This is a genomic window from Limnohabitans sp. (assembly GCF_017848645.1).
In the GTDB taxonomy this organism is placed as follows: domain Bacteria; phylum Pseudomonadota; class Gammaproteobacteria; order Burkholderiales; family Burkholderiaceae_C; genus Limnohabitans_A.
Genome location: NZ_JAFEIF010000007.1, coordinates 76,648 through 100,556 on the forward strand (window position 1 = coordinate 76,648; position 23,909 = coordinate 100,556).

Annotated in this window: 17 protein-coding genes; 8 read left to right on the forward strand and 9 right to left on the reverse strand. The window is 61.5% G+C overall.

Annotated elements, in window-relative coordinates:
* Nucleotides 1-11 precede the first annotated feature (11 nt).
* The 4 genes from QZ190_RS02380 to map form a co-directional block, all read right to left on the reverse strand.
* Nucleotides 12-938: an aldo/keto reductase family oxidoreductase gene (locus QZ190_RS02380; protein WP_291913069.1), complete on the reverse strand. Its 927-nt coding sequence runs from the start codon at nucleotides 936-938 to the stop codon at nucleotides 12-14.
* Nucleotides 935-2,092: an LLM class flavin-dependent oxidoreductase gene (locus tag QZ190_RS02385; protein ID WP_291913071.1), complete on the reverse strand. Its 1,158-nt coding sequence runs from the start codon at nucleotides 2,090-2,092 to the stop codon at nucleotides 935-937. The genes QZ190_RS02380 and QZ190_RS02385 overlap by 4 nt, the downstream gene beginning before the upstream one ends.
* 348 nt (nucleotides 2,093-2,440) lie before the next feature.
* Entirely contained in the window at nucleotides 2,441-5,107 is a 2,667-nt protein-coding gene (locus QZ190_RS02390) for a [protein-PII] uridylyltransferase (RefSeq protein WP_291913073.1), read from the reverse strand.
* A 1-nt stretch (nucleotide 5,108) separates the two neighbouring features.
* Nucleotides 5,109-5,930 (reverse strand): type I methionyl aminopeptidase, encoded by an 822-nt coding sequence (map, locus tag QZ190_RS02395; RefSeq protein WP_291913075.1) that lies wholly within the window; start codon nucleotides 5,928-5,930, stop codon nucleotides 5,109-5,111.
* Between the two features lie 132 nt (nucleotides 5,931-6,062).
* On the opposite strand from map, the gene QZ190_RS02400 reads away from it, so the two are divergent.
* The 8 genes from QZ190_RS02400 to QZ190_RS02435 all read left to right on the forward strand — a co-directional run bounded on the left by QZ190_RS02400 (nucleotide 6,063) and on the right by QZ190_RS02435 (nucleotide 18,380).
* Complete coding sequence (locus tag QZ190_RS02400) at nucleotides 6,063-6,749, forward strand: GntR family transcriptional regulator (protein WP_291913076.1); 687 nt, start codon at nucleotides 6,063-6,065, stop codon at nucleotides 6,747-6,749.
* Entirely contained in the window at nucleotides 6,746-7,618 is an 873-nt protein-coding gene (locus tag QZ190_RS02405) for a phytanoyl-CoA dioxygenase family protein (protein WP_291913078.1), read from the forward strand. The genes QZ190_RS02400 and QZ190_RS02405 overlap by 4 nt, the downstream gene beginning before the upstream one ends.
* Nucleotides 7,615-8,958: a Gfo/Idh/MocA family oxidoreductase gene (locus tag QZ190_RS02410; RefSeq protein ID WP_291913080.1), complete on the forward strand. Its 1,344-nt coding sequence runs from the start codon at nucleotides 7,615-7,617 to the stop codon at nucleotides 8,956-8,958. The genes QZ190_RS02405 and QZ190_RS02410 overlap by 4 nt, the downstream gene beginning before the upstream one ends.
* A gap of 195 nt (nucleotides 8,959-9,153) precedes the next feature.
* On the forward strand, nucleotides 9,154-13,140 hold the full coding sequence (purL, locus tag QZ190_RS02415) for a phosphoribosylformylglycinamidine synthase (protein WP_291913082.1): 3,987 nt from the start codon (nucleotides 9,154-9,156) through the stop codon (nucleotides 13,138-13,140).
* 12 nt (nucleotides 13,141-13,152) lie between these two features.
* Nucleotides 13,153-16,560: a DEAD/DEAH box helicase gene (locus QZ190_RS02420; protein ID WP_291913085.1), complete on the forward strand. Its 3,408-nt coding sequence runs from the start codon at nucleotides 13,153-13,155 to the stop codon at nucleotides 16,558-16,560.
* Nucleotides 16,561-16,610: 50 nt separating this feature from the next.
* The gene (locus QZ190_RS02425) at nucleotides 16,611-16,865 is read left to right on the forward strand and encodes a CopG family transcriptional regulator (RefSeq protein ID WP_291913087.1); all 255 of its coding nucleotides are present in this window, start codon (nucleotides 16,611-16,613) and stop codon (nucleotides 16,863-16,865) included.
* Entirely contained in the window at nucleotides 16,862-17,389 is a 528-nt protein-coding gene (locus QZ190_RS02430) for a PIN domain-containing protein (protein WP_291913089.1), read from the forward strand. Before QZ190_RS02425 ends, QZ190_RS02430 begins: the two co-directional genes overlap by 4 nt.
* A 34-nt stretch (nucleotides 17,390-17,423) precedes the next feature.
* Complete coding sequence (locus tag QZ190_RS02435; protein WP_291913091.1) at nucleotides 17,424-18,380, forward strand: DUF808 domain-containing protein; 957 nt, start codon at nucleotides 17,424-17,426, stop codon at nucleotides 18,378-18,380.
* 34 nt (nucleotides 18,381-18,414) lie between these two features.
* Here QZ190_RS02435 and QZ190_RS02440 read toward each other — a convergent pair whose 3' ends face one another.
* The 5 genes from QZ190_RS02440 to QZ190_RS02460 form a co-directional block, all read right to left on the reverse strand.
* Nucleotides 18,415-19,821 (reverse strand): ATP-binding protein, encoded by a 1,407-nt coding sequence (locus tag QZ190_RS02440; protein ID WP_291913093.1) that lies wholly within the window; start codon nucleotides 19,819-19,821, stop codon nucleotides 18,415-18,417.
* A 122-nt stretch (nucleotides 19,822-19,943) separates the two neighbouring features.
* Nucleotides 19,944-21,926 carry a U32 family peptidase gene (locus QZ190_RS02445; protein WP_291913095.1) on the reverse strand — a complete coding sequence of 661 codons (1,983 nt, stop codon included), beginning with the start codon at nucleotides 21,924-21,926 and terminating at the stop codon, nucleotides 19,944-19,946.
* A 287-nt stretch (nucleotides 21,927-22,213) separates the two neighbouring features.
* Nucleotides 22,214-22,987: a peptidylprolyl isomerase gene (locus tag QZ190_RS02450; RefSeq protein WP_291913097.1), complete on the reverse strand. Its 774-nt coding sequence runs from the start codon at nucleotides 22,985-22,987 to the stop codon at nucleotides 22,214-22,216.
* A 90-nt stretch (nucleotides 22,988-23,077) separates the two neighbouring features.
* Nucleotides 23,078-23,350: a BolA family transcriptional regulator gene (locus QZ190_RS02455; RefSeq protein ID WP_291913099.1), complete on the reverse strand. Its 273-nt coding sequence runs from the start codon at nucleotides 23,348-23,350 to the stop codon at nucleotides 23,078-23,080.
* On the reverse strand, nucleotides 23,347-23,889 hold the full coding sequence (locus tag QZ190_RS02460) for a septation protein A (protein ID WP_291913100.1): 543 nt from the start codon (nucleotides 23,887-23,889) through the stop codon (nucleotides 23,347-23,349). The genes QZ190_RS02455 and QZ190_RS02460 overlap by 4 nt, the downstream gene beginning before the upstream one ends.
* Nucleotides 23,890-23,909 lie beyond the last annotated feature (20 nt).

A 23,909-nucleotide genomic window follows, 5' to 3' on the forward strand; every position in this document is an offset into this window, starting at 1 on the left:
GCCTTGGCCCATCAGGGCACTTCGTGGCCGTTGGCCAATTCGTACAGTTCGTACCAGGTCTGGCGGTCCATGGGCACGCGGGCGGCATCGGCAAAACGCTCGATGCGCTCGATCTGGTTGGTGCCCATGACAGGCAAGACCTGCACCGGGTGGTGCATCAACCAAGCCATGGCCACGGCGGTGGTGTCGGTGCCTGCAGCTTGGGCCAGCTCGGCCAGCTTGGGGGCCAGGCGTGCTGCCGCGGTGCCAGGCGTGCCCGCTTGCGAATGCAGGCGGCCGCCGCCCAGAGGGGACCAGGCCATCACCGGCATGCGGTGCTGCTGGGCATGGGCCAGTTGGCCGTTGATGAAGGGGGCAGGGTTCAGCAAGCCCAGCTCGATCTGGTTGGTTTGCAGCTTGTGCTTCATGCATGACTGCAACAAATCCACGTCCCAGGGCATGAAATTGGACACGCCTACGCCGCGCAGCTTGCCGCTGTCGATCAGGCCGTCCAGACACGCGCCCAGGGCTTGTGCGTCCATCAGGGGGTCGGGGCGGTGGATCAAAAGCAGGTCGATCACGTCCACGCCGATGCGGCTGAGCGAGCGCTCGACACTGGCGGTGACATGTGCAGGGCTGGTGTCGTAGTGCTTGACACGGGTGTCCGGCCATTTGTCCGACAACAGCATGATGTCGGTCTTGGTGACGATCTCTATTTGGTCTTTCAGGCTGGGGCGGGCTTTGATGGCCTGACCAAACAATGCTTCGCAGCTGTAATTGCCGTAGATGTCGGCATGGTCAAAGGTGGTGATGCCTTGCGCCAGACAGGCGTCAATGCGCGCCAGGTTGGCGTTGACCGAATGATCTGCGGCTTCGGACAGACGCCACACGCCATAGGCCATGCGGCTGAGGCTGCGGCCGTTGGGCAGCGTGATGCGGCCGATATCGTTTGAACTCATTTGCGAACTCCTGTGCCCAGGGGTGTGGGCGGTGTTTGGGCCGGAACACGGCCATATTCTTGGGCGAGGGACACGGTTTTGAGCTGCGGCAACACTTTGGTGCCGAAGATTTCGCATTCCTGCAGGTGGGGGTAACCGGAAAAAATGAAGGCCCGAATGCCCATCTTCTGGTAAGCCTCGATTTCGCTGAGCACCTGGTCCACGCTGCCCACCAAGGCTGCGCCGCAGCCGCTTCGGGCACGCCCCACGCCGGTCCACAGGTGGGGCTCAATGTAGCCTTCGTCATCGGCGCGGTCGCGGTTGGCGCTTTGCAGCGACACGCCCAAGCTGGTGGCGTCCAGGGCCCGGCGGCGGATTTCGCGGCCCTTTTCGTCGTCCAGCTGCGACACCAGTTCGGCCGCGTATTCCCGCGCCTCGGCTTGTGTGTCACGCACGATCATGTGCACCCGCAGGCCGTAGTCGAGCAAGCGGCCATGCTTTTCGGCTTGGGCGTGCACATCGCGCATGCGCTGGGCCAACACATCTTTGGGCTCGGGCCACATCAAATAGGTGTCGCAATGCGCACCGCACAGGGCCAGGGCATCGGGGCTGTAACCACCGAAATACAGCAAGGGTCCACCGTTGGTCTGGTAGGGGCGTACCGGGTCGGTAGACAGGCCCTTGAGTTTGTAGATCTCGCCGTCGTAATTGATTTCGTCCTGGGTCCAGGCTTGCTTGAGGATTTCGACCACTTCCCATGAGCGGCGGTAGCGGTACGCGCTGTCTTCTTGTTGACCCGGAAAGTCGGACGAGATGACGTTGAGCGTGAGGCGTCCTTCCAGAATGTGGTCCAGTGTGGCCACGGTGCGTGCCAGCATGGCCGGGTGGGTTTCGCCGCAGCGGATGGCTGCCAGCAGGTTCATGCGCTTGGTTTTGTGGGCCACAGCGGCGGCAAAGGTCAAGGTGTCCTGGCCGACTTGGTAGGAGGAGGGGCACAGGATGTTGCGGTAGCCCAATTCATCAGCGCGCTCGACAATGCGGCTGGTGTTGGCCCAGTTGCTGCGCAAATCACCTTCGGGCACGCCCAGGTGGCGAAAATCATCGGAACACAAGGGGGCGAACCAGGCCACTTCGGCACCCTGGACGTCTTCGCCTTTGACGGGAACAATGCTCATATGGGACTCCTCACTGAAAGTGAATGAATGATATATGAATTCAAGGCGAGTTGGCATCCGGGTTTCCCCGGGTTTTGAATTTTTCGTGCTCAAAAGCGGCTACGTTGTGCAAGTTGAATAACAAGTGCTGCATCGGGAAGTCCGGATCGGTTGTGCAATTGCGCAGAGCGTCTGGCTGGTCCGCTGAGCCACTTGCCAAGTGATTGAACTTCTAACCGCGACCGCGTCAGAGTGATGGCCGCCAGCAGTTGGCCAATTTTTCAATAATGGGCTTGTAGACGGTGGTGTGCCATGACTGACCGCGCAGGAGCCCAGGGTGGGCGGGGCGGTGGCCCCATGTGGCCGTTATCAGGCGGGCTGCAGGGCTTGCAGCAGCTCGGTTTCGATCTCGATTTGTGCCCGGTTGTGCTGCAGGGCGGGGCCGCTGATGAGGAAGGTGTCTTCGACCCGCTCACCCAAGGTGCTGATCTTGGCCAAGTGCAGATGGATGCCATGCAGCGCCAGCACACGGGCCACGCTGTAGAGCAAACCGATGCGGTCGCTGGCCGAGATGCTGAGCAACCATTTTTGGCCTTGCTCGTCCGGGTTCAGGGTGACCCGGGGGGTGACCGGGAAACTCTTGACGCGGCGCGAGACCCGGCCACGAGACGGCGAGGGCAGGGGGCCTTGCTGCTCCAGAGTCTGGGTCAGGCCAGACTCGACCATGCTCATCAGCTCCCGGTAATGCTCGGGCAGCATGGGCGTGACGATCTGGAAGGTGTCCAGTGCCCACCCTGTGCGGGTGGTGTGGATTTTGGCGTCCAGAATGCTGAAGCCCGCTTGGTCAAAATGACCGCAGATGCGGGCGAACAAATCCGATTGGTCGGGCGTGTAGACCAGCACCTGCAATCCTTCACCGACCGGGGAGTGTCTGGCGCGCACGATGGTGCGTGACTGTTCGGGTGCTTGTTGGGCCACATGGCGCGAGAGCTGGCGCGCATGCCAGGCGATGTCGGAGGCGTCGTGGCGCATGAAGTAGCTCAAGTCGAGCGTGTCCCACAGCGCCTTGTGGCCTTCGTGGGGCTGGGCCTGGCGGGCCAGCTCGATCAGGGCCTCGCGTTTGCGCGCTTCCACTTCGGCATTGGCATCGGGGGCGCGGCCACCCAGCACACGCAAGCTCGATTTGTAGAGGTCTTCCAGCAGCTTGCCTTTCCAGGCGTTCCAGACCTTGGGGCTGGTGCCCCGAATATCGGCCACGGTGAGCAGGTACAGGGCCGTCAAGCGGCGCTCGTTGCCCACGCGCTGGGCAAACCGGGCGATGACTTCAGGGTTGCCCAGGTCTTCTTTTTGTGCCACGCGGCTCATGGTCAGGTGTTCGCTGACCAGGAACTCGATCAGCTGCCCGTCTTCCTTGCCGATCTGGTGCTGGCGGCAGAAGGTGCGCACTTCGGCGCAGCCCAGCTGCGAGTGGTCGCCGCCGCGGCCTTTGGCGATGTCATGGAAGAGCGCTGCGGCGTACAAGATCCAGGGCTTATCCCAGCCGCTGGCCAGTTGGGAGCAAAAGGGGTACTCGTGCGTGTGCTCGGCCATGAAAAAGCGCCGCACATTGCGCAGCACCATCAGGATGTGCTGGTCCACCGTGTAGGCGTGGAACAGGTCGTGCTGCATCTGACCCACGATGCGGCGAAACACCCACAGGTAGCGCCCAAGCACCGAGGTTTCGTTCATCAGGCGCATCGCATGGGTGATGCCCTGGGGTTGTTGCAGGATCTGCAAAAACGTCTGGCGGTTGACCGGGTCGGCGCGAAAGCGGCCGTTCATGATGGCGCGCACGTTGTACAGCGCCCGCAGCGTGCGTGCCGACAGGCCTTTGAGGCCAGGGGTGGCCTGGTAGAGCAAAAAGGTTTCGAGGATGGCGTGCGGGTGCTTTTGGTACAGGTCGTCACTGGCCACTTCGATCAGCCCGGCTTTTTCAAAAAAGCGTTCGTTCAAGGGGCGAAAGTGGTCAATGCTCTCGCCGCGCTCGGTTTTGAGGCGGTCTTCGATGTTGAGCAGCAAGATCTGGTTGAGCTGCGTGACTGCCTTGGCCGCCCAATAGTATTGGCGCATCAGTTTTTCACTGGCGCGCAAGGCCAGCCGGCCCTCGGGTGTGATGTCCGAGGCATAGCCAAAGCTTTCGGCCACGTTGGTTTGCAGGTCAAACACCAGTCGGTCTTCACGGCGCTTGGCTTGCAGGTGCAAGCGGGCGCGGATCAGGCCCAGCAGGGCTTCGTTGCGTTTGATTTGGCGCGCTTCGAGCGGCGTGGCCAAGCCTTTGCGGGCCAACTCGTCCCAGCTGTGGCCCAGGCCTGCGGCGCGGGCCACCCACAAAATCATCTGCAGGTCGCGCAAGCCCCCGGGGGACTCCTTGCAGTTGGGCTCCAGGGCGTAGGGGGTTTTGTCAAACTTGGTGTGCCGCTGGTGCATTTCCAGGGTCTTGGCCACCAAAAAGGCTTGCGGGTCCATGGCCGCCTGAAATTGCTTTTGGAATTCGGTGAACAGTTTGGTGTTGCCCGTCACACGGCGCGACTCCAGCAAAGAGGTCTGCACCGTGATGTCCTTGGCCGATTCGGCCAGGCATTCATCCAGGCTGCGCACACTGGAGCCAATTTCCAGGCCCGTGTCCCAGCAGCTGCCGATGAAGCGCTCGAGCTGCGCCTGCAGCGCCGGGTCGCCCTCCGGGGTTTGGCCGGGAGGCAGCAACACCAGCACGTCCACGTCAGAGTGCGGGAACAGCTCGGCGCGGCCAAAACCGCCCACCGCCACCAGCGCCAGCTCGGGGGCGAAGCCCGCGTTTTGCCACAGCTGAATGAGCAAACCATCGGCCAGGATGGCCAGTTGTTTGAGGGTTTGTTTGAGGCCCCGCACGGCCGAGCCACTGTTGGCCAGGGTTTGCAGCACGGCCGCCTTGTCGCGCTTGTAGGTCTCGCGCAGGGAGGCCAAATCAGCCAGGTCGGCCGGAGCGGCCAAATTTGGCAAGGGGGCCGGGACACCCATCTCAGGCCGAGACCAGGGCTGGCGCGTTCACAAAGGCGGGCACGGCTGGGGAGCCTGCCGACACGGTGAGCACTTCGTAGCCCTTTTCGGTGACCAGCACCGTGTGCTCCCACTGGGCCGACAGCGAATGGTCTTTGGTGACGATGGTCCAGCCGTCGCCCATTTCCTTGATGTCGCGTTTGCCGGCGTTGATCATGGGCTCAATCGTGAAGACCATGCCTGCCACCAGTTGCGTGAGGGTGCCGGGTTTGCCGTAGTGCAGCACTTGCGGCTCTTCGTGGAAAACCTGACCGATGCCGTGGCCGCAAAACTCACGCACCACCGAAAAGCCGTGGCCCTCGGCAAATTTCTGGATGGCGTGCCCGATGTCGCCCAGGTACGCGCCGGGTTTGACCTGCTCAATGCCTTTCCACATGGCGTCGTAGGTCAGTGTGGCCAAGCGTTTGGCGGCTATCGAGGCATCGCCCACATGGAACATGCGGCTGGTGTCGCCATGCCAGCCGTCCTTGATGACGGTGATGTCGATGTTGACCGAGTCACCCTTTTTGAGCGGTTTGTCGTTCGGGATGCCGTGGCACACCTGGTGGTTGACCGAGGTGCAGATCGATTTGGGGTAGGGCTTGTAGCCCCCGGGCGCGTAGTTCAGTGGGGCTGGAATGGCTTGCTGCACATCGACGATGTAGTCGTGGCAGAGCTTGTCGAGTTCGTTGGTGGTGACACCTGGCTTGACGTAAGGGGTGATGAAGTCCAGAACTTCGGAGGCCAGGCGGCCAGCTACGCGCATAGCAGCGATGTCGTCGGCATTTTTGATGGTGATGGTCATGGGGCGATTATCCCATTGGGGCCGTGTGAACGCCATGGTTGGGCTGGAAAACCATCGGCGCAGCTTGTTCAGTGACCCACGGGTAAACACCGATTCTGGCTGGGCTGGTGCATTTGTATTCTGTATACAGACATGAATTCATCCCTCCTCCAACTCACTGCCGCCCCGGACCTGGTGGAGCAGGTTTACAGCCGTTTGCTCGACGCCATCAGCGAGGGGACTTTGCTGCCGGGCGAGCGCCTGACGCAGGAAGACTTGGCCCAACAACTGGCCGTGTCGCGCCAGCCGGTGCTGCAGGCCCTTCGTTTGCTGAAAAAAGACGGTTTTGTGGAGGACGCGCCGGGCCGCGGTGTGCGCGTCACACAACTCGATGTGGGCTGGATCGCCCAGGTCTACCAGGTGCGTGGCAGCCTGGATGCGCTGGCTGTTCGGCTGGCGGCTGAGCGCGGGGCCCGGTTTGATGCAGACGTGATGCGCCAAGGGCGCCTGGCCGAAAGCGGGCGCGATGTGCAGGCCATGATCCAGGCCGATTTGGCCTTTCACCGTGCCATTTACCAAGCCTCTGGCAACCCGCTCATCGCCCAAAGCATTGCGCTGCATTGGCACCACCTCAAGCGTGTCATGGGCGCTGTGCTGCAGTCGTCTCACCAGCGGCAAACCGTGTGGGACGAACACGAAGCCATCGCGCAAGCCATCTCCGCAGGCGACGCCGATGGGGCGGTGCGCTTGGTGCAAGAACACGCCTATGAGGCCAGCGTGCAACTCACGGCCCGACTTTCCGAACAAATTCAACACCTCAAAACAGGAGCACAAGCATGAGACTGACCCCCGAACAACTCGAACAATTTGACCGCGAGGGTTATTTGTTTTTCCCCGGTCTGTTCACCCCCGAAGAAACCAAAAACCTGACCGATGCCGTGCCCGAGCTGTACAGCCGCCGCGAGGCCTACAACGTGCGCGAAAAAGGCAGCGACGCCGTGCGCACCAACTTTGCGGCCCACATGTACAGCGAGCCCTTTGCCAAGCTGGCCCGCCACCCCCGCATGATCGAGCCCGTGCAAGACCTGTTTGGCGAAGAGCTTTACATGCATCAGTTCAAGATCAACGGCAAGATGGCCTTTGAGGGCGATGTGTGGCAGTGGCACCAGGACTACGGCACCTGGCTCAACGACGACATGATGCCCACCGAGCGCGCCATGAACGTGGCGATCTTCTTGGACGACGTGAACCCCTTCAACGGCCCGCTGATGTTCATCCCCGGCAGCCACAAAAAGGGCGTGGTGGAGGCCAAACACGACCTGTCCACCACCAGCTACCCCCTGTGGACGGTGGACAACGACCTGATCGCCCAGTTGGTTGAGCGCGCTGGTGGCAAAGAAGGCGGCATCGTCAGCCCCACCGGGCCAGCCGGCTCCATGATCTTGTTCCACAGCTGCTTGGTGCACGCCTCGGCCAGCAACCTCTCGCCATGGAACCGGGTGAGCGTTTACCTGAGCCTGTGCGCCGTGTCCAACCACATCCGCCGCCACAAGCGCCCCGAATACATCGCCCACCGCGACTTCACGCCCATCAGCTGCTTGCCCGACGACTGCCTGGTGAACAGCTACCCGGTGGACTTGCCCTGGAAGGGCGGCATGCCCGAAAGCACCCTGAAAACCTCGCTCGATGTCTTGAAAGAAGCCGCATGAACCTGCACGCCAAACTCCTGCAACGCGCCGCCGAAAACCGCCCCATCCGCATCGGCCTGATCGGTGCGGGCAAATTCGGCTCCATGTACTTGGCGCAAATTCCGCGCACCCCCGGCGTGCACTTGGTGGGCATTGCCGACCTGTCGCCCGACGGTGCCCGCGCCAACCTGGCCCGCGTGGGCTGGGAAGCTGAGCGCCTGACCGCCAAGAGTCTGGACGATGCCGTGAAACACGGAACCACCCATGTAGGTGACGACTGGCAGAGTCTGGTGCGCCATCCGGCGGTGGATGTGGTCGTGGAATGCACGGGCTCGCCCCTGCACGCGGTGGACCACATTCTGGAAGCTTTTGCCCATCGCAAACATGTGGTCAACGTGACGGTGGAAGCGGATGCGTTTTGCGGCCCCTTGCTCGCCACCCGCGCTCAGACAGCAGGCGTGGTCTATTCGCTGGCCTTCGGTGATCAGCCTGCGCTCATTTGCGATTTGGTGGACTGGGCACGCACCTGCGGTTTTCCGGTGGTGGCAGCCGGTCGGGGTCACAAATGGCTGCCGCACTTCAGCGAATCCACCCCCGAGACGGTGTGGGGCTATTACGGCCTCACGCCCGAGCAGGCCGAGCGCGGGGGCCTGAACCCCAAAATGTTCAACAGTTTTCTGGACGGCTCCAAGCCCTCGATCGAGAGCACGGCGGTGTCCAATGCCACAGGTTTGGGCGTGCCCAGCAACGGTTTGCTCTACCCCCCCGCCAGCGTGGAAGACATTCCGTATGTCACCCGCCCGATCTCGGAAGGCGGCGTTTTGGAGCGCAAGGGCATGGTCGAGGTGATCTCGAGCCTGGAGACCGATGGCCGCAAAATTCCCTACGACATCCGCATGGGCGTGTGGGTCACGGTCGAGGCCGAGACCGATTACATCAAGAACTGCTTTGAAGAGTACAACGCCCACACCGACCCGTCGGGCCGCTACTTCACCCTCTACAAACGCTGGCACTTGATTGGCCTCGAAGTGGGCGTGAGTGTGGCCAGCGTTGCCCTGCGCAACGAGCCCACAGGCGTGGCCATCGGCTGGAACGCCGACGTGGTGGCCACCGCCAAGCGCGACCTGAAACCCGGCAACATGCTGGACGGCGAGGGCGGCTACACCGTCTGGGGCAAGCTGCTGCCTGCCGCCACCTCCAAGCGCATGGGCGGCGTGCCACTGGGCCTGGCCCACGGCGTCAAAGTCATTCGCCCCGTGGCCAAAGGCCAAAGCCTGACTTGGGACGATGTGGCCATGGACATCAGCACCCATGCTTACAAAATCCGGCGCGAAATGGAGGCGACTTCGGTGCTGGGGTGATCGATCCTGCACGTTCTAATCTAAAAGCCGTGCCGCTTGTGCTGCGCGGCTTTTTCCTTGTTGAAAAAGACAATCCTTTGTCTGTCTATCTCGCCGCCAGATAAGGGTTTCCCCCGTTAAAATACCGCCTTTGCCGGCCAGCCCCAGTCAGCGGCCCCGGAATGACGGTTTTCTGTCTCTTTACAAGGCCACCCCGTGTCCCTGCACATCACGACTTTTGAAGGCGCCAGCGCCCTCAGCGACTTTCGTATTGCTCAGCTTTTGCCACGTTTGGCAGCCATTTCGCCGCAAATTCAGGGCATTTCAGCCCGTTTTGTGCACCTGGTCGCCACCACTGAACCCCTGCAAGACGGCCAAAAGCAAACCTTGTCGGCCTTGTTGACCTACGGTGAGCCTTATTCGGGCCCTGTCGATGGCCCCCTGATTGTGGTCAGCCCCCGTATCGGTACGGTCTCCCCATGGGCCTCCAAAGCCACCGACATTGCCCACAACTGCGGTTTTGAGCTGCGCCGGGTCGAGCGCTTGACCGAATACCGTTTGACCATGAAATCGGGCCTGCTCAGCACGGCCAAATTGACTCCGGAGCAACTGGGCCAAGTGGCCGCTGTGTTGCACGACCGCATGACCGAGTCGGCCATGCCCAGCCGCGATGATGCAGCGGCCTTGTTCACCGCCCTGGAGCCCGCGCCCATGGACCATGTGGACGTGCTCGGCGGTGGCCGCGCTGCACTTGAAACGGCCAACAAGACCTGGGGCCTGGCCCTGGCCGATGACGAAATCGACTACCTGGTCAAAGCCTTCACGGGTCTCAAGCGCAACCCCACCGATGTGGAGTTGATGATGTTTGCGCAGGCCAACAGCGAGCACTGCCGCCACAAGATTTTCAACGCCGAGTTCACCATCGACGGCGTGGCCCAGCCCAAGAGCCTGTTCGGCATGATCCGCAACACGCACCAGCTCAGCCCCCAGCACACGGTGGTGGCCTATTCGGACAACGCTTCGGTGATGGAAGGCCACACGGTGGAGCGTTTTGTGGCCCGAACTTCAGGGCATGGCGCGGCTTACCAGAGCGAACAAGCCTTGCACCATGTGCTCATGAAGGTCGAGACGCACAACCACCCGACCGCGATTTCACCGTTCCCCGGCGCATCCACAGGCGCGGGCGGCGAGATCCGCGACGAGGGCGCCACAGGCCGCGGCTCCAAGCCCAAGGCCGGTTTGAGCGGTTTTACCGTGTCCAAACTCTGGGGCGGCATGTCGGACCAAGCGGGCGGCAAGCCCGAGCACATCGCCAGCCCGCTGCAAATCATGACCGAAGGCCCTTTGGGTGGCGCGGCTTTTAACAACGAGTTTGGTCGCCCCAACTTGCTGGGCTATTTCCGCGAATACGAACAAACCGTGGACGGCGTGGTGCGTGGTTACCACAAGCCCATCATGATCGCGGGCGGTCTGGGTCAGATCGACGCCGAGCAAACCCAAAAGATCGAATTCCCTGCCGGCAGCTTGCTGATCCAGCTGGGCGGTCCCGGCATGCGCATCGGCATGGGCGGCAGCGCGGCCAGCTCCATGGCCACCGGCACCAACGCCGCGAATCTGGACTTTGATTCGGTGCAGCGCGGCAACCCCGAGATCGAGCGCCGGGCGCAAGAGGTCATCAACCACTGCTGGGCGCAGGGAGCCAAGAACCCGATCCTGGCCATCCACGACGTGGGCGCGGGCGGTTTGTCCAACGCCTTCCCTGAATTGACCAACGACGCGGGCCGAGGCGCACGCTTTGATTTGCGCGCCGTCAAGCTGGAAGAGTCGGGCTTGTCGCCCAAAGAAATTTGGTCGAACGAAAGCCAAGAGCGCTATGTGTTGGCGATTGCGCCCTACTCTTTGGCACAGTTCACGGCCTTTTGCGAACGCGAGCGTTGCCCGTTTGCAGTCATTGGCGTGGCGACCGACGAGCGCCAACTGGTGCTGGAAGACAAAGGCAGTGAATCACCCGTCGATATGCCCATGGACGTGCTGCTGGGCAAGCCACCCAAGATGCACCGCGACGTGAAGACCGTGGTGCGCCAGTCGCCTGCCATGGACCTGACGGGTGTCTCGCTGCAAAAAGCCGTGATCGACGTGCTCAGCCACCCCACCGTGGCGTCCAAGCGTTTTCTCATCACCATCGGTGACCGCGCCGTGGGCGGCCTCACGCACCGCGACCAGATGGTCGGCCCTTGGCAAGTGCCTGTGGCCGATGTGGCCGTGACCCTGGCCGACTACCAAGGCTTTGCGGGTGAAGCCATGAGCATGGGCGAGCGCACGCCGCTGGCTTCGCTCAATGCCGCAGCGTCTGGCCGCATGGCCGTGGCCGAAGCCATCACCAATTTGCTGGCCGCGCCCATCGAGCTGCCCCGCGTCAAGATGTCGGCCAACTGGATGGCCGCTTGCGGCGAGCCGGGCGAAGACGCGGCACTCTATGAAACCGTCAAGGCCGTGGGCATGGAACTGTGCCCGGCGCTCGACATCTCGATCCCGGTGGGCAAAGACAGCTTGTCGATGCGCACGCAGTGGACCGACAACGGTGAAACACACAAAGTCACCTCGCCGGTCAGCTTGATCGTCACCGCCTTTGCCAGCCTGCCCGATGTGCGCGGCACGTTCACGCCTCAGCTGGACGCAAAAACCGATGACACCAGCTTGCTCTTGATCGACCTGGGCCAAGGCCGCAACCGCATGGGCGGCAGCGTGCTGGGCCAGGTGCTGGGCCAGTTTGGCGACAGCGTGCCCGATTTGGAAGAACCACAAGCCCTGGTCAATTTGGTCAAGGCCATCAACACCTTGCGTGCCCAAGGCCAGATCCTGGCCTACCACGACCGCAGCGACGGCGGCTTACTCGCCGCTGTGGCCGAAATGGCTTTTGCAGGCCATGTGGGCGTGGCCCTCAATGTGGACATGTTGGTGACCGAGGGCGACGGCATCACCGACAGCCGCGCAGATCACGGCGACGCCAAGAACTGGGCAGGCCAAGTCAGCGCCCGCCGCGACGAACTCACCCTCAAAGCCTTGTTCAACGAAGAGCTGGGCGTGGTGTTGCAGGTGCGCACGGCCGAGCGCAATGCGGTGCTGCAAACCCTGCGCGAACACGGCCTGTCCAAACACACGCATGTGATCGGCAAGACCCGCCCTGTGCAATCGACCATCCAAAAAGGCGTGGGCGAACTCAGCATCTGGCGCGACACCAAAGAGGTGTTTGCCGCCAAACTGGAAGACCTGCACCAGGTCTGGGACAGCGTGAGCTGGAAGATTTGCCAGCAGCGCGACAACCCCGCTTGCGCCGATGCCGAACACGCCGCTGCGGGCCGCGTTGACGACCCCGGCATGCATGTGGCGCTGAGCTTTGACCCGGCTGACAATGTGGCCGCGCCATTCCTGAATTTGTCGCGCCCCAAAGTGGCCATCTTGCGCGAGCAGGGCGTCAATTCGCATGTGGAAATGGCCTACGCCTTCCACAAAGCCGGTTTTGAGTCGCACGACGTGCACATGACCGACCTGCAATCGGGCCGCGCCAACTTGGCCGACTTCCAAGGCCTGGTGGCTTGTGGCGGCTTCAGCTACGGCGACACCTTGGGCGCAGGCAGCGGCTGGGCGCGCTCCATCACCTTCAACCCCGCTTTGGCTGAGCAGTTCAAGGGCTTCTTTGGCCGCACTGACACCTTTGGTCTGGGTGTGTGCAACGGCTGTCAGATGTTTGCGGAACTGGCCGACATCATCCCAGGCGCGCAAGACTGGCCACGCTTCACCACCAACCAGAGCGAGCGTTTTGAAGCGCGTCTGTCCATGGTCGAGGTGCTCGAATCCCCCAGCTTGTTCTTGCAAGGCATGGCGGGTAGTCGCTTGCCGATTGCCGTGGCGCACGGCGAAGGTTTTGCCAACTTCAAACACCGTGGCAACGCGGCGCAGGCTTTGGGTGCCATGCGCTTTGTGGACAACCACGGCCAGGCCACGGAGGCGTACCCGTTCAACCCCAACGGCAGCGCGGGGGGCCTCACGGCCGTGACCACCGCCGATGGACGCTTCACGGCCATGATGCCGCACCCTGAAAGGGTGTTCCGCAATGTGCAGATGAGCTGGACGAGTGGCGACATTTCGGCCACCAGCCCCTGGTTGCGCGTGTGGCAAAACGCGCGCAAGTGGGTGGGTTGAGACCGTGAACGCATGAAGTCCGACACGCCACGGCAGTGGTTCCCCCCTTCGCAACTGGCCTTTTACTTTGACCAGGGTGCGTGGTCGCGGGGCACCACGCTTTACCTGCAAAACAAGGTGGTTTCGTCGCAGCTCACGCCCGACGGCGAAGGTTGGCGTTTGCAAGGCCAGGTGGAAGGCAGCGAGCCGCGCCCCTATACCGTGAACGCCGAGCTGCGCGTGAGCCCGGGCGGCAACCTGAGCGAGTGGCGCAGCGGCTGCACCTGCCCCGTGGGCCGCTATTGCAAACACGGCGCGGCCTTGGGCATTTTGGCGTCCATGCAAGGCCTGGCTTTGCTCGACGAATGGGGCAGCGATGGACCTTCTGCTGAAGTGATCGAGCGCCGCAGCCAGATGGAAAAAGAGCGGGCCCTGAGCCACGCCGAATACCAGGCCCGCGATTGGCTGACCCGGCTGGAAAACGCCAACGGCCCCTCGGCTTACAGTTTGCCCGGGGCCACACAGGACCAGTTTGTCTACCTGCTGTCAGTGGCCTATTTGGGGCAAAAGCCCTTGTTCCACCTGAGCGTCAAGCGGGCCGCGCAAAAGCGCAATGGCGAATGGGGCAAACCCAAAAAAGTCAGCAACGAGCCCTCGCCGCATGATCCGATCTGGTCCAGCAGCAGCCCCCTGGACCGTGACATTTTTGACCTGATGAAAGCCTGTCCGGCGGCCAGCAGTTTCAGCTCCTATGGGTTTCAGGGCGAAGTCAAGCTGCACGGCATGCCCGGACAACTGCTGCTCAAGCTGTGCAGCCAGACCGGCCGCCTGATGTCTGCCGAAGCTGCGGTCAGCCTGGAGTGGAGCGACGCTGCCGAAGCCTTGGTGGGTGCTTGGCAGGAAGTGCCTGCGCAAGACAACTTGCCCGGCGGCTGGAAGCTGAGCATGCAGCCCCAGCGTGCGGGGGTGGTCTATGGCCTGAACGAGCCGCCTTTTTACATGGACACGCTGCAAGGCCACTGTGGCCCCCTGAACACACAAGGGCTGAGCGCCAACGAGCTGCAGGTGATGTCCTGCGCGCCCGTGCTGCCCGAAAGCGTGGTGTTCAAGTTCCAGAACCAGTTGTTGGCGCGTCTGGGGCCCGTGCCTTTGCCACCCGTGATCGCGCAGATGCCCGAAATCCGGGATGTGCCGCCCCGGCCTGTGCTCGACATCACGCCCGTGCCGCCACATGACCGCGACACACACGGCTTGTTCCAGGCCGAGTTGAGTTTTGATTACGCGGGCCAACGCGGGTTTTGGGCCGGCCCGCAAATCCGCGTCATGGTGGGCCATGGTTCACAGGCCCGCATGTTGGTGCGCGATTTGCCTGGTGAGCTCAAAGTTTGGGAGGTCCTTGACACTTGGGGTCTGTCTTTGATGGGTCAGAACATGCTGGGCTTTGCACCGCCCCAACCCCAACAGCGCTGGCTCGAATGGCTGGAGAGCGATTTTGCCCCCCTGCGCGAGGCGGGTTTCGAGGTGCGTTTCGAATCGACCCAGACCCGTTGGCTGCGCCAGGCCGACGATGTGCACATCGACCTGTCGGGCGACGCCGATGCGCCCGAGACATCACCTTGGTTTGATTTGTCCCTGGGCATGGACATCGACGGTCAGCGCGTGAACATCCTGCCTTGGGTGCCCACCATCCTCACGACCTTGGCCCGCATCAGCGTGGCCACGGCCGAAGGCGAGACCGCCAGCTTGCCGCCGTTTTTGTACCTGCCCGAGTTGCAAGGCGATGGCTTTGTGAAGCTGCCCACTGCCAAGATCGCGCCCTGGCTGAACACGCTCATGGAGCTGGTGTCTGAGCGTGGACGCGATTGGAATGGCGATGGGCTGCGCCTGTCCCGCCTGGATGCGTTGCGCACCGCCGCATCCCTGGGCGAGGGCGTGGCCTGGTCGGGTGCCCAAAGCCTGATGAACCTGGTGCAGCAAATGCGCGGCATCGACAGACTGCCCGATGTGCCTGCGCCCGCCAGCTTGCAAGCGACTTTGCGCCCGTACCAGCAGCAAGGCCTGAATTGGCTGCAGTTTTTGCGCACGCACCAGCTGGCGGGCATCTTGGCCGACGACATGGGCTTGGGCAAAACCCTGCAGACCCTGGCGCACATCTTGACCGAGAAAGAAGCCGGACGCCTGACCCATCCCGCACTGATCGTGGCCCCGGTCAGTTTGCTCGGCAACTGGCAGCGTGAAGCGGCCCGCTTTTGCCCAGGGCTGCGCACCCACATCCACCATGGCCTGTCGCGCCATGAGACGGCGCAAGACCTGAGCGGTTTTGACATCGTGCTCACGCCTTACTCTTTGCTGCACCGCGACCGCGAGCTGTGGCTGGCCATCGACTGGCACTTGCTGGTGCTGGACGAAGCGCAAAACATCAAGAACGCCAACACCCACGCGGCGCAAACCGTGGGCGACATCCCGGCCACGCACCGCCTGTGCCTGTCAGGCACGCCCATGGAAAACCACTTGGGCGAGCTGTGGAGCCTGTTCCACTTTTTGATGCCCGGTTTCTTGGGCAGCCAAAAGCGCTTTGGCGAGCTGTTTCGCAACCCCATCGAGCGCCAAGGCAACAGCGACAAAATGGACCAGCTGCGTAAGCGCATCACGCCCTTCATGCTGCGCCGAACCAAAGACGTGGTGGCCAGCGAGCTGCCGCCCAAGGTCGAAACCCTGATGCCGGTGCCCTTGCAAGGCCAACAGGCCGACCTGTACGAAACCATCCGCCTGGGCATGGAAAAAACCGTGCGCGATGCCTTGAACGCCCAAGGTTTGGCCAAATCGCAAATCACCATTCTGGATGCGCTGCTCAAGCTGCGCCAGGTGTGCTGCGACCCGCGTTTGCTCAAATTGGGCGCGGCCAGCCAAGTCAAGCAATCGGCCAAGCTGGAGCAACTGCTGGACATGCTGCCCGAGATGGTGGCCGAAGGGCGCAAGATTTTGCTGTTCTCGCAGTTCACCCAAATGCTCAGCCTGATCGAGCAAGAACTTCCGCGCTTGGGCATTCCTTGGGTCAAGCTCACGGGCCAGAGCAAAAACCGCGACACCATCATTGACCAGTTCACCAGTGGGCAGGTGCCGCTGTTCCTCATCAGCCTCAAAGCCGGGGGCGTGGGCCTGAACCTGCCGCAGGCCGACACCGTCATCCACTACGACCCGTGGTGGAATCCTGCCGTTGAAAACCAGGCCACCGACCGGGCCCACCGCATCGGTCAAACCCAAAGCGTGTGGGTGCTCAAACTGGTGGCGCAAGGCACGATTGAAGAGCGCATGCTGGCCCTGCAAGAGCGCAAAGCGCAGCTCGCGCAAGACATGTATGCGGGTGCTGTGAAGCGCAAAGAGCCCTTGTTTGGCGAGTCCGATCTGAACGAGTTGTTCAAGCCCTTGGGCGGAGATTGACAAGCATGACCCCCAGGGTAATAATCAACGTATTACCCAGGGAGCCTGCCATGACCACCACCGTGAAACTGCCTGATCCGCTGGAGAAATCCTTGCGCCAGCGCTGCGCGCAAGAAGGCCGCAGCATCAGCGAGGTCATGCGCGATGCGCTGACCGCTTACCTGGCCCAGCCAGCGGTCACCGCATCGGCCTTTGCGCTGGGCGAGGGCGTTTTTGGGCGATTCAGTGGCCCGGAGGATCTGGCCGAAACCCGTAAAAGCCAACTGATTGATGCTTGGGAAGTCAAGCACGAGCACCGCGCATGAGCGGCCAAAGCCACTTGGGAACAGCGGCGGTGGATGCAGACGTTATGCAGCCTCTATCCCTGTCGGTCCAAGAGCCTCATGCTCAGTTTGTGCGTCAGCTGCCAGTGCAAGACGCACTCATTGACAGCGGCCCGCTCTTGGCTCTGTTCAACCGCAATGACAAATGGCACGCCCCCACAAGGATTTGGCTGCAAGCGAACCCGCAAGTGCGCCTGCACAGCACTTGGCCTGTGATGACCGAGGTGTGCGCCTTGCTGGCCCGGCGCATCCACAACGACGCGGCGCTCGACTTTTTGCAGTGGGTGCAGCGCGGCGCGGTGCAGCTGGACGCCCCAGCCGACTGGAGCCTCACCAGCGTGCTGGCCATCTGTCAGCGCTTTGCCAGCTTGCCGCTGGACTTGGCCGATGCATCGATCGCCGAGGCCGCCGAGCGCCTGGCCATCCGGTATGTGGTGTCCATCGACCAGGACTTTGACATTTACCGCGATGCCAAGGGCCATGCCCTGCAAAACCTTTTGCGCTGATGGGTCACCCAATCATTTTTAAGAACACATCCCTATGGCCGCCTCCAGTTTGCTGACCCTGATCGACGACATCGCCACCTTGCTGGACGATGTGGCCACCATGACCAAAGTGGCCGCCCGCCAAAGCGCAGCAGCGGCCGATGATGTGGCCGCCATGACACAAATGGCCGCGAAAAAGACCGCCGGGGTGCTGGGTGACGACCTTGCCCTGAACGCCCAGCAAGTCACAGGCGTCAAGGCCGACCGCGAACTGCCTGTGGTTTGGGCCGTGGCCAAAGGCTCTTTGCTCAACAAAGCCATCCTCGTGCCCACCGCTTTGGCCATCAGCGCCATCGCGCCGTGGCTGATCACGCCCTTGCTCATGCTGGGCGGTTTGTTTTTGTGCTTTGAGGGGGCCGAAAAATTGTTGCACGCCTTGGTGCACAGCCGCGAAGATGCCCATGTCCGCCACGCTGAGCTGCTTCAGGCCGTGGCCAACGAGCAGGTGGATCTGGTGGCTTTCGAGAAAGACAAAATCAAAGGCGCGGTGCGCACCGATTTCATCTTGTCGGCCGAGATCATCGTCATCACCCTGGGCACCGTAGCTGCGGCCAGCTTTGCGCAGCAAGTGGCCGTGCTGGTGGGCATCTCGGTGGTCATGACCGTGGGGGTGTACGGTTTGGTGGGCGGCATCGTCAAACTCGACGACGCGGGTCTTTACCTGACCCAAAAAGCCAGCCCCACGTTGCAAGCCTTGGGCCGAGGCCTGTTGGTTTTTGCGCCATGGCTCATGAAGGCCCTGTCGGTGTTGGGCACAGCCGCCATGTTTTTGGTGGGCGGGGGCATCTTGCTGCACGGCGTGCCTGCTCTTGGCCATGCTGTGGCCCACTGGGCGCAATCGTGGGCTTGGGCGGAGTCCTTGCTCAACAGCCTGGCAGGCGGCTTGGCAGGCTTGGTCGCCGGGGCCTTGGTGGTCGGGTGTGTGCAACTGATTGCACTTGGTCGGCGCTGAGCCCAGCGCACTGCCGTTGGCAAGGGGCCGGCTTTTATGTGACCTCGGCAAAAGGCAGGGCAATCCGCGCGCATGCACCACTGTCGGTGTTTTGCAGCGACAAGCGCCCGCCAAACTGCGCGAGGATGGTTTTGGAGATCGACAGACCCATGCCCAGGCCAGAAATCTTGGTGGTGTAGAAAGGGTCTCCGGCTTGTTCCGCCGCCACCTCTGACAAGCCTGGTCCTGTGTCGTGAACCTCCAGCCAGATATCGCGGTGTTCCTGCCGGATGTCCAGGCGAATGCGGCGGGTCTGAACCTTCGCAACCGACTCCATGGCGTTGCGCACCACATTGAACAGGACCTGAGACAGTTGTACCGGGTCTCCCAGCACCCAAAGCGGTGTGCTGGTCAGGGCGGGTTTGACGATGTCAATGTTGGCCCGGCGGGCTTCGGGCTCGACCAGGGCGCAGACCTCGTTGATCACCCCACGCAGGTCGACCAGTTCTTTTTTTAATGCTGCAGGCTGAATGAAATTGCGGATGCGACGGATGATGTCGCCCGCTCGCACGCTGTTGGTGATGATGTCGTCCAGCACGCGCTGGCTGGTTTGGCGCTCCAAGTTGCCGTTTTTCAGCTGCTCTTGCAGGAGTTCGGCGTAATTGAGGATGGTAGCCAAAGGTTGGTTCAGCTCATGTGCAAAAGAAGCCGACATGACGCCCAGACTGTGCTGACGGTCCTGGTGCGCCAGGCGGGTTCCCAAGCGGCGGCCTTCTTCTTCGCGGGTCAGGGCGGTCACCACTTTCAGACGTTCTTCGGCTTGTTCCTGAATTCGGATCGCCACGTAGGCGAAGTAGCGCAGCATGCCCATCACGAACGCCCCAGTCCAGATGCCGTAGGTCCAGGCTTCTTGGCCAAAGGTGTGCACGCCCCAGCCCGTGATGACACCTTGTGTGCGCAAAAGATGGAACAGACCCAGACTCACCATGACCCAGCGCATGTGCATGGAAAATTGGTTGCTGGACCTTTGGTAGTGCACATGGGCGAAGTAGGCCCCCCACAACGAGGTCAAGCCAAAAAGTCCGCCAGACAAGAGCAAAGTGACTTTGGGCCCCGCATGGACGCGGGCCCATTCCATGACCACAATGAAGACCAAGGTGCCTGCCACGAGTCCGAGCAAGCTGCGCCATTGCGGCCCCTTGTTGTACAGGCGGGCAATGCCCAGCCCCATCAAAACGAAACTGGCACCGCCCAATCCGATGGGAATGCTGTAGGACCAAAGGGGGGGCAAGTCCTCACGAAAGACCGTGGCCATGTTGATCACACCGCCGATCAGCGCTGCAACCACCCAGTAACGCGCGGAGCTGTCCAGGCGTGCAAAGTACAAAGACGCCACCAAACCGCCCAAGAGCGAAAAGATGGCAAAGAAAATGAACAGACTTTGTACGTAATAGGCGGCCATGGAACCTGGGCAAGAGGGATTTGACCGTCAATTTTGCACGGGTTTATCCGACTAAATTTCAAAAATCTACATGATTGTAGATTTGATCATTTTCTGAATACACAAGCATGCATTGAGCTTGTTCAGTGCAGACCCACCACCGGACGCGTTTTGTAGAACTGCACCGGGCTCTCGGGCACAGCGTTCAACACCGATTTCTTGATCTTGCCCACCACATGCATTTCGCAAGGTTTGCAGTCAAAACGGAGGGTGAGTTTTTCCTTGCCATTGATCAGCTGCATGGGTTCGGCCTTCACCGTGCCTTGCACGCCCGTCACGCCCTTGGCCTGCTTGGGGCACAGGCTGAGGCTGAAACGCACGCAGTGTTTGGTGATCATCAGGCTGACTTCTCCCAACTCTTCTTGCGCCTCGTAGGCAGCAGCGATCACCTTCACGCCGTGCTTGGCATAAAAGTCACGGGCCTTTTGGTTGAACACGTTGGCCAAGTAAGTCAGGGTGTCTTCGGGGTAGGGCGCAGGCGGCTCCACGGGCACAGCGCGCGGCAGGCGGTGCAGGCCCTCAGCGCGGGCGGCCTCCAGCGCTTGCACGGCGTCTCTCCGCAAGGCGTTGAGCTGTGAAGGCGGCACAAACCAGGGGCGGTGCAGAGAGAGCTGCACATCCAGCGGCTCGAACAAGGTGTCGCCCAGCTTGCCCAAGGCGACTTTGAGTTTGTCCTCGGCCTGAGCCGCATCTTTGGGGGCTTGCCAGGCGATGGCCAAATGTGCTGAGCCGCTGTGGCCCACTTCGTCGGTCAGTGTCAGTTGCAGGCCGTCACCATGGCTATTTGGGTTTTCGGCCAGCTGCATCCACACGCCCATGCGGCGCTCGGCGGATTTTTTGTCCAGTGTGCGCACCCAGCTCATGTCGCGGTTGCGGTTGACCTGAACGCCTTGGCGCAAGTCCTTGAACCCGTCCATCGGGTCTTTGGGGAACAAGCGCCAGACGCCTTTGGCTTTGGCCGCTTCGGCGCGGTTGATCTGCAGGCCCACCAGCTCTTTTTGCAGGTCGTAGTAGCACAGGCCATCGCCGTTGTGCAGCTCGGTGGCGGGGTCGTCGGTGGTGATTTCGACGTGCTCAGCCGTGACCTTGCTGACCCAACCAATGGGCTGGCCGGGGTTTTTGGGCGTGTCAAACGCGCCAATGTCTTCCTTGCGGCCTTGCACAAAGTAGTCGGTGAACTCGCGGTTGAAGTTCTGGTTCGGGTCCGGCTCAAAGCTGAAAGTGCTGCGGCCGTGTGAGGACGAGGCCAGCTCGGGGCGCTCGGCCAACACCTCGTCGAACAGCTTGCGGTAATGCGCCGTGATGTTTTTCACATAGGCCATGTCCTTGTAGCGGCCTTCGATCTTGAAACTGCGAATGCCTGCGTCCACCAGATCGCGCAAGTTCTCGCTCTGGTTGTTGTCTTTCATGCTCAGCACATGCTTGTCATGCGCCACGATGCGGCCTTGCGCGTCCTTGACTTCGTAGGGCAAGCGGCAGGCTTGTGAGCAGTCGCCCCGGTTGGCGCTGCGCCCGGTGTGGGCGTGGCTGATGAAACACTGGCCGCTGTAGGCCACGCACAAAGCGCCGTGCACAAAAAACTCGATCACCGTGCGCTCGGTGTCCACCGCGTCCCGAATGGCGGCGATTTGCGGCAGCGTCAACTCGCGGGCCAGCACGATTTGGCTGAGGCCTGCGTCTTGCAGGAACTTGGCTTTCTCAGGCGTGCGGATATCGGTCTGGGTACTGGCGTGCAGCTGAATCGGCGGCATGTCGATTTCGAGCAGGCCCATGTCCTGGATGATCAGAGCATCCACACCCGCGTCGTACAGCTGCCAGGCCAGTTTGCGGGCCCCTTCGAGCTCGTCGTCGCGCAAGATGGTGTTGAGCGTGACAAAAATGCGGCTGTGAAAACGGTGCGCGTATTGCACCAGCTTGGCAATGTCTTGCACCGAGTTGTCGGCCGTCGAGCGAGCCCCGAACGAGGGGCCGCCAATGTAGACCGCGTCGGCGCCGTGGTTGATGGCTTCGATGCCAATGTCGAAGGTGCGGGCGGGGGCGAGGAGTTCGAGGTGGTGAGGCTGCATGGGCTGGGATTATCCCAGCTTGCTGGTATCGAGTTGGGGAGCCCTGAAGCGGCGGGGCTGAAGGCTCCGACTGTTTTTGGTGCGATCTCCAGAGACGCCCGGAAAAAGGCTTGGGCGCGGGATGGGGTGATGTGGCAAAGCGAAGCGCCTCTGAACCCCAGCCCGCGCCCAAGCCTTTTGCCCCAGCACCCCAGGTGACCTCTTTAAAAGCCCAGTCCTTCACATCAAGACATCTGAAAACAAAAAACGCGACCGAAGTCGCGTTTTTCAGGGGTGCAAAGACCAGATCACTGGATCTTGGCTTTGGCGCGCAGGTCTTCCTGGAACTTGGCCAGTTTTTGCTGCTGCAACTGCTGAGAAATCTGAGGTTTGACTTCGTCGAGCTTGGGCAACTGGGCATCGCGGACATCGTCCACGCGGATGATGTGGAAGCCAAACTGGCTCTTGACAGGCGCATCGGTCATCTCGCCCTTGGCCAGTTTCACCATCGCACCCGAGAACTCGGGCACGTAGCTGCCTGCTGCGGCCCAATCCAGGTCACCGCCGTTGGCGCCAGAACCTGGGTCCTTGGAGGCCTTTTTGGCCAACTCTTCAAAGCTGCCGCCTTTTTTGATCTCTGCGATCAGGGCCTTGGCCTCATCTTCTTTCTCAACCAAGATATGGCGAGCGCGGTATTCCTTGCCACCGTTGGCCGCAACGAACTTGTCGTACTCACCCTTGATGTCGGCATCGGTGACCGGATTTTTCTTCTGGAAATCGGCAAACAACTGACGGATCAGGATGGTCTGACGTGCCAGCTCCAGCTGGGTTTTGTAATCGTCAGAGGCGTCCAAGCCGCGCTTGCGGGCTTCTTGCATGAACACTTCGCGGGCGATCAGCTCTTCCTTGATCTGGGCCAGCACTTCGGGCGTGACCGGACGGCCAGAAGCCTCGACTTGCTGCTGCAGCGCCTTGACGCGCGAAGAAGGAACGGGCTTGCCGTTGACCACGGCCAGGTTTTGCGCCAAAACGGGGGACGCCAGCAAGGCCACCAAAGCGGCGCTGAGCATTTGCTTTTTCATCGTATTTTCCTCAAAGACCCAAAGGTCAGGTGTGAAATGAAGGGTTCAAAAAAAGGGGCTGTCACCGATGGGTGACCGCCCGGGTTCAGATCAGATCAGCTCGATGGCCAAGGCATGCAAGCCTTGGTCAATGAAATCTTGCAACGCATCATACACAAGGCGATGGCGCTGAACGCGTCCGATGCCAGTAAACAAAGGTGAAGCAATGCACACCCGCATGTGCGTGCCTTCCCCGCTGTCGTTGGCCCCGACGTGGCCCGCGTGCTGGGCGCTTTCGTCGATCACGCGCAGCGCAGTCGGCTGCAGGCGCTCGGTCAGGCGAGCATGAATCTGCGCGCTCAGGGGCAGGGTGCCGGTGCTCATTTTTGGTCACCTTCGTCTTTGGGCAAATAGCGCGAGATGTAAAGCCCCTGCCCAAGGATGAAGACCAGCGGAAACACATAGCCCCAAAGCTTGAAGTTTACCCAGTCTTCGGTGCTGAAGTAGTGGGCCACATAGGCGTTGATGGCTGCCATGAAAACACAGTACAGCATCCACGACAGGTTCAGGCGGTTCCACACAGCGTGGGGCAGCTGCAGCTGCGTGCCCAGCAGCATGTGCAAAAAGTTCTTTTTCATGAACCAGTGCGCCACAGCCAGGGCAATGGCCAAGCCCGAGTACAGCAATGTGGGCTTCCACTTTATGAAGCGCTCGTCGTGCAGGCTCAAGGTGAGGGCACCAAAGCCCAGCACCAGCACCAGCGTGATCTTGTGCATGGTCTGCAGCTTGCCGTCCATTTTGTAAATGATGGCGGTTTGCAGCACGGTCGCGCCCATCAGCACCGCCGTGGCGGTGTAGATGTCGGCCATCTTGTAGGCACCAAAAAACAGCAGGATGGGGAAAAAGTCGAGGAGAAGTTTCATGGAAAAAGCCAAAAGGCTGC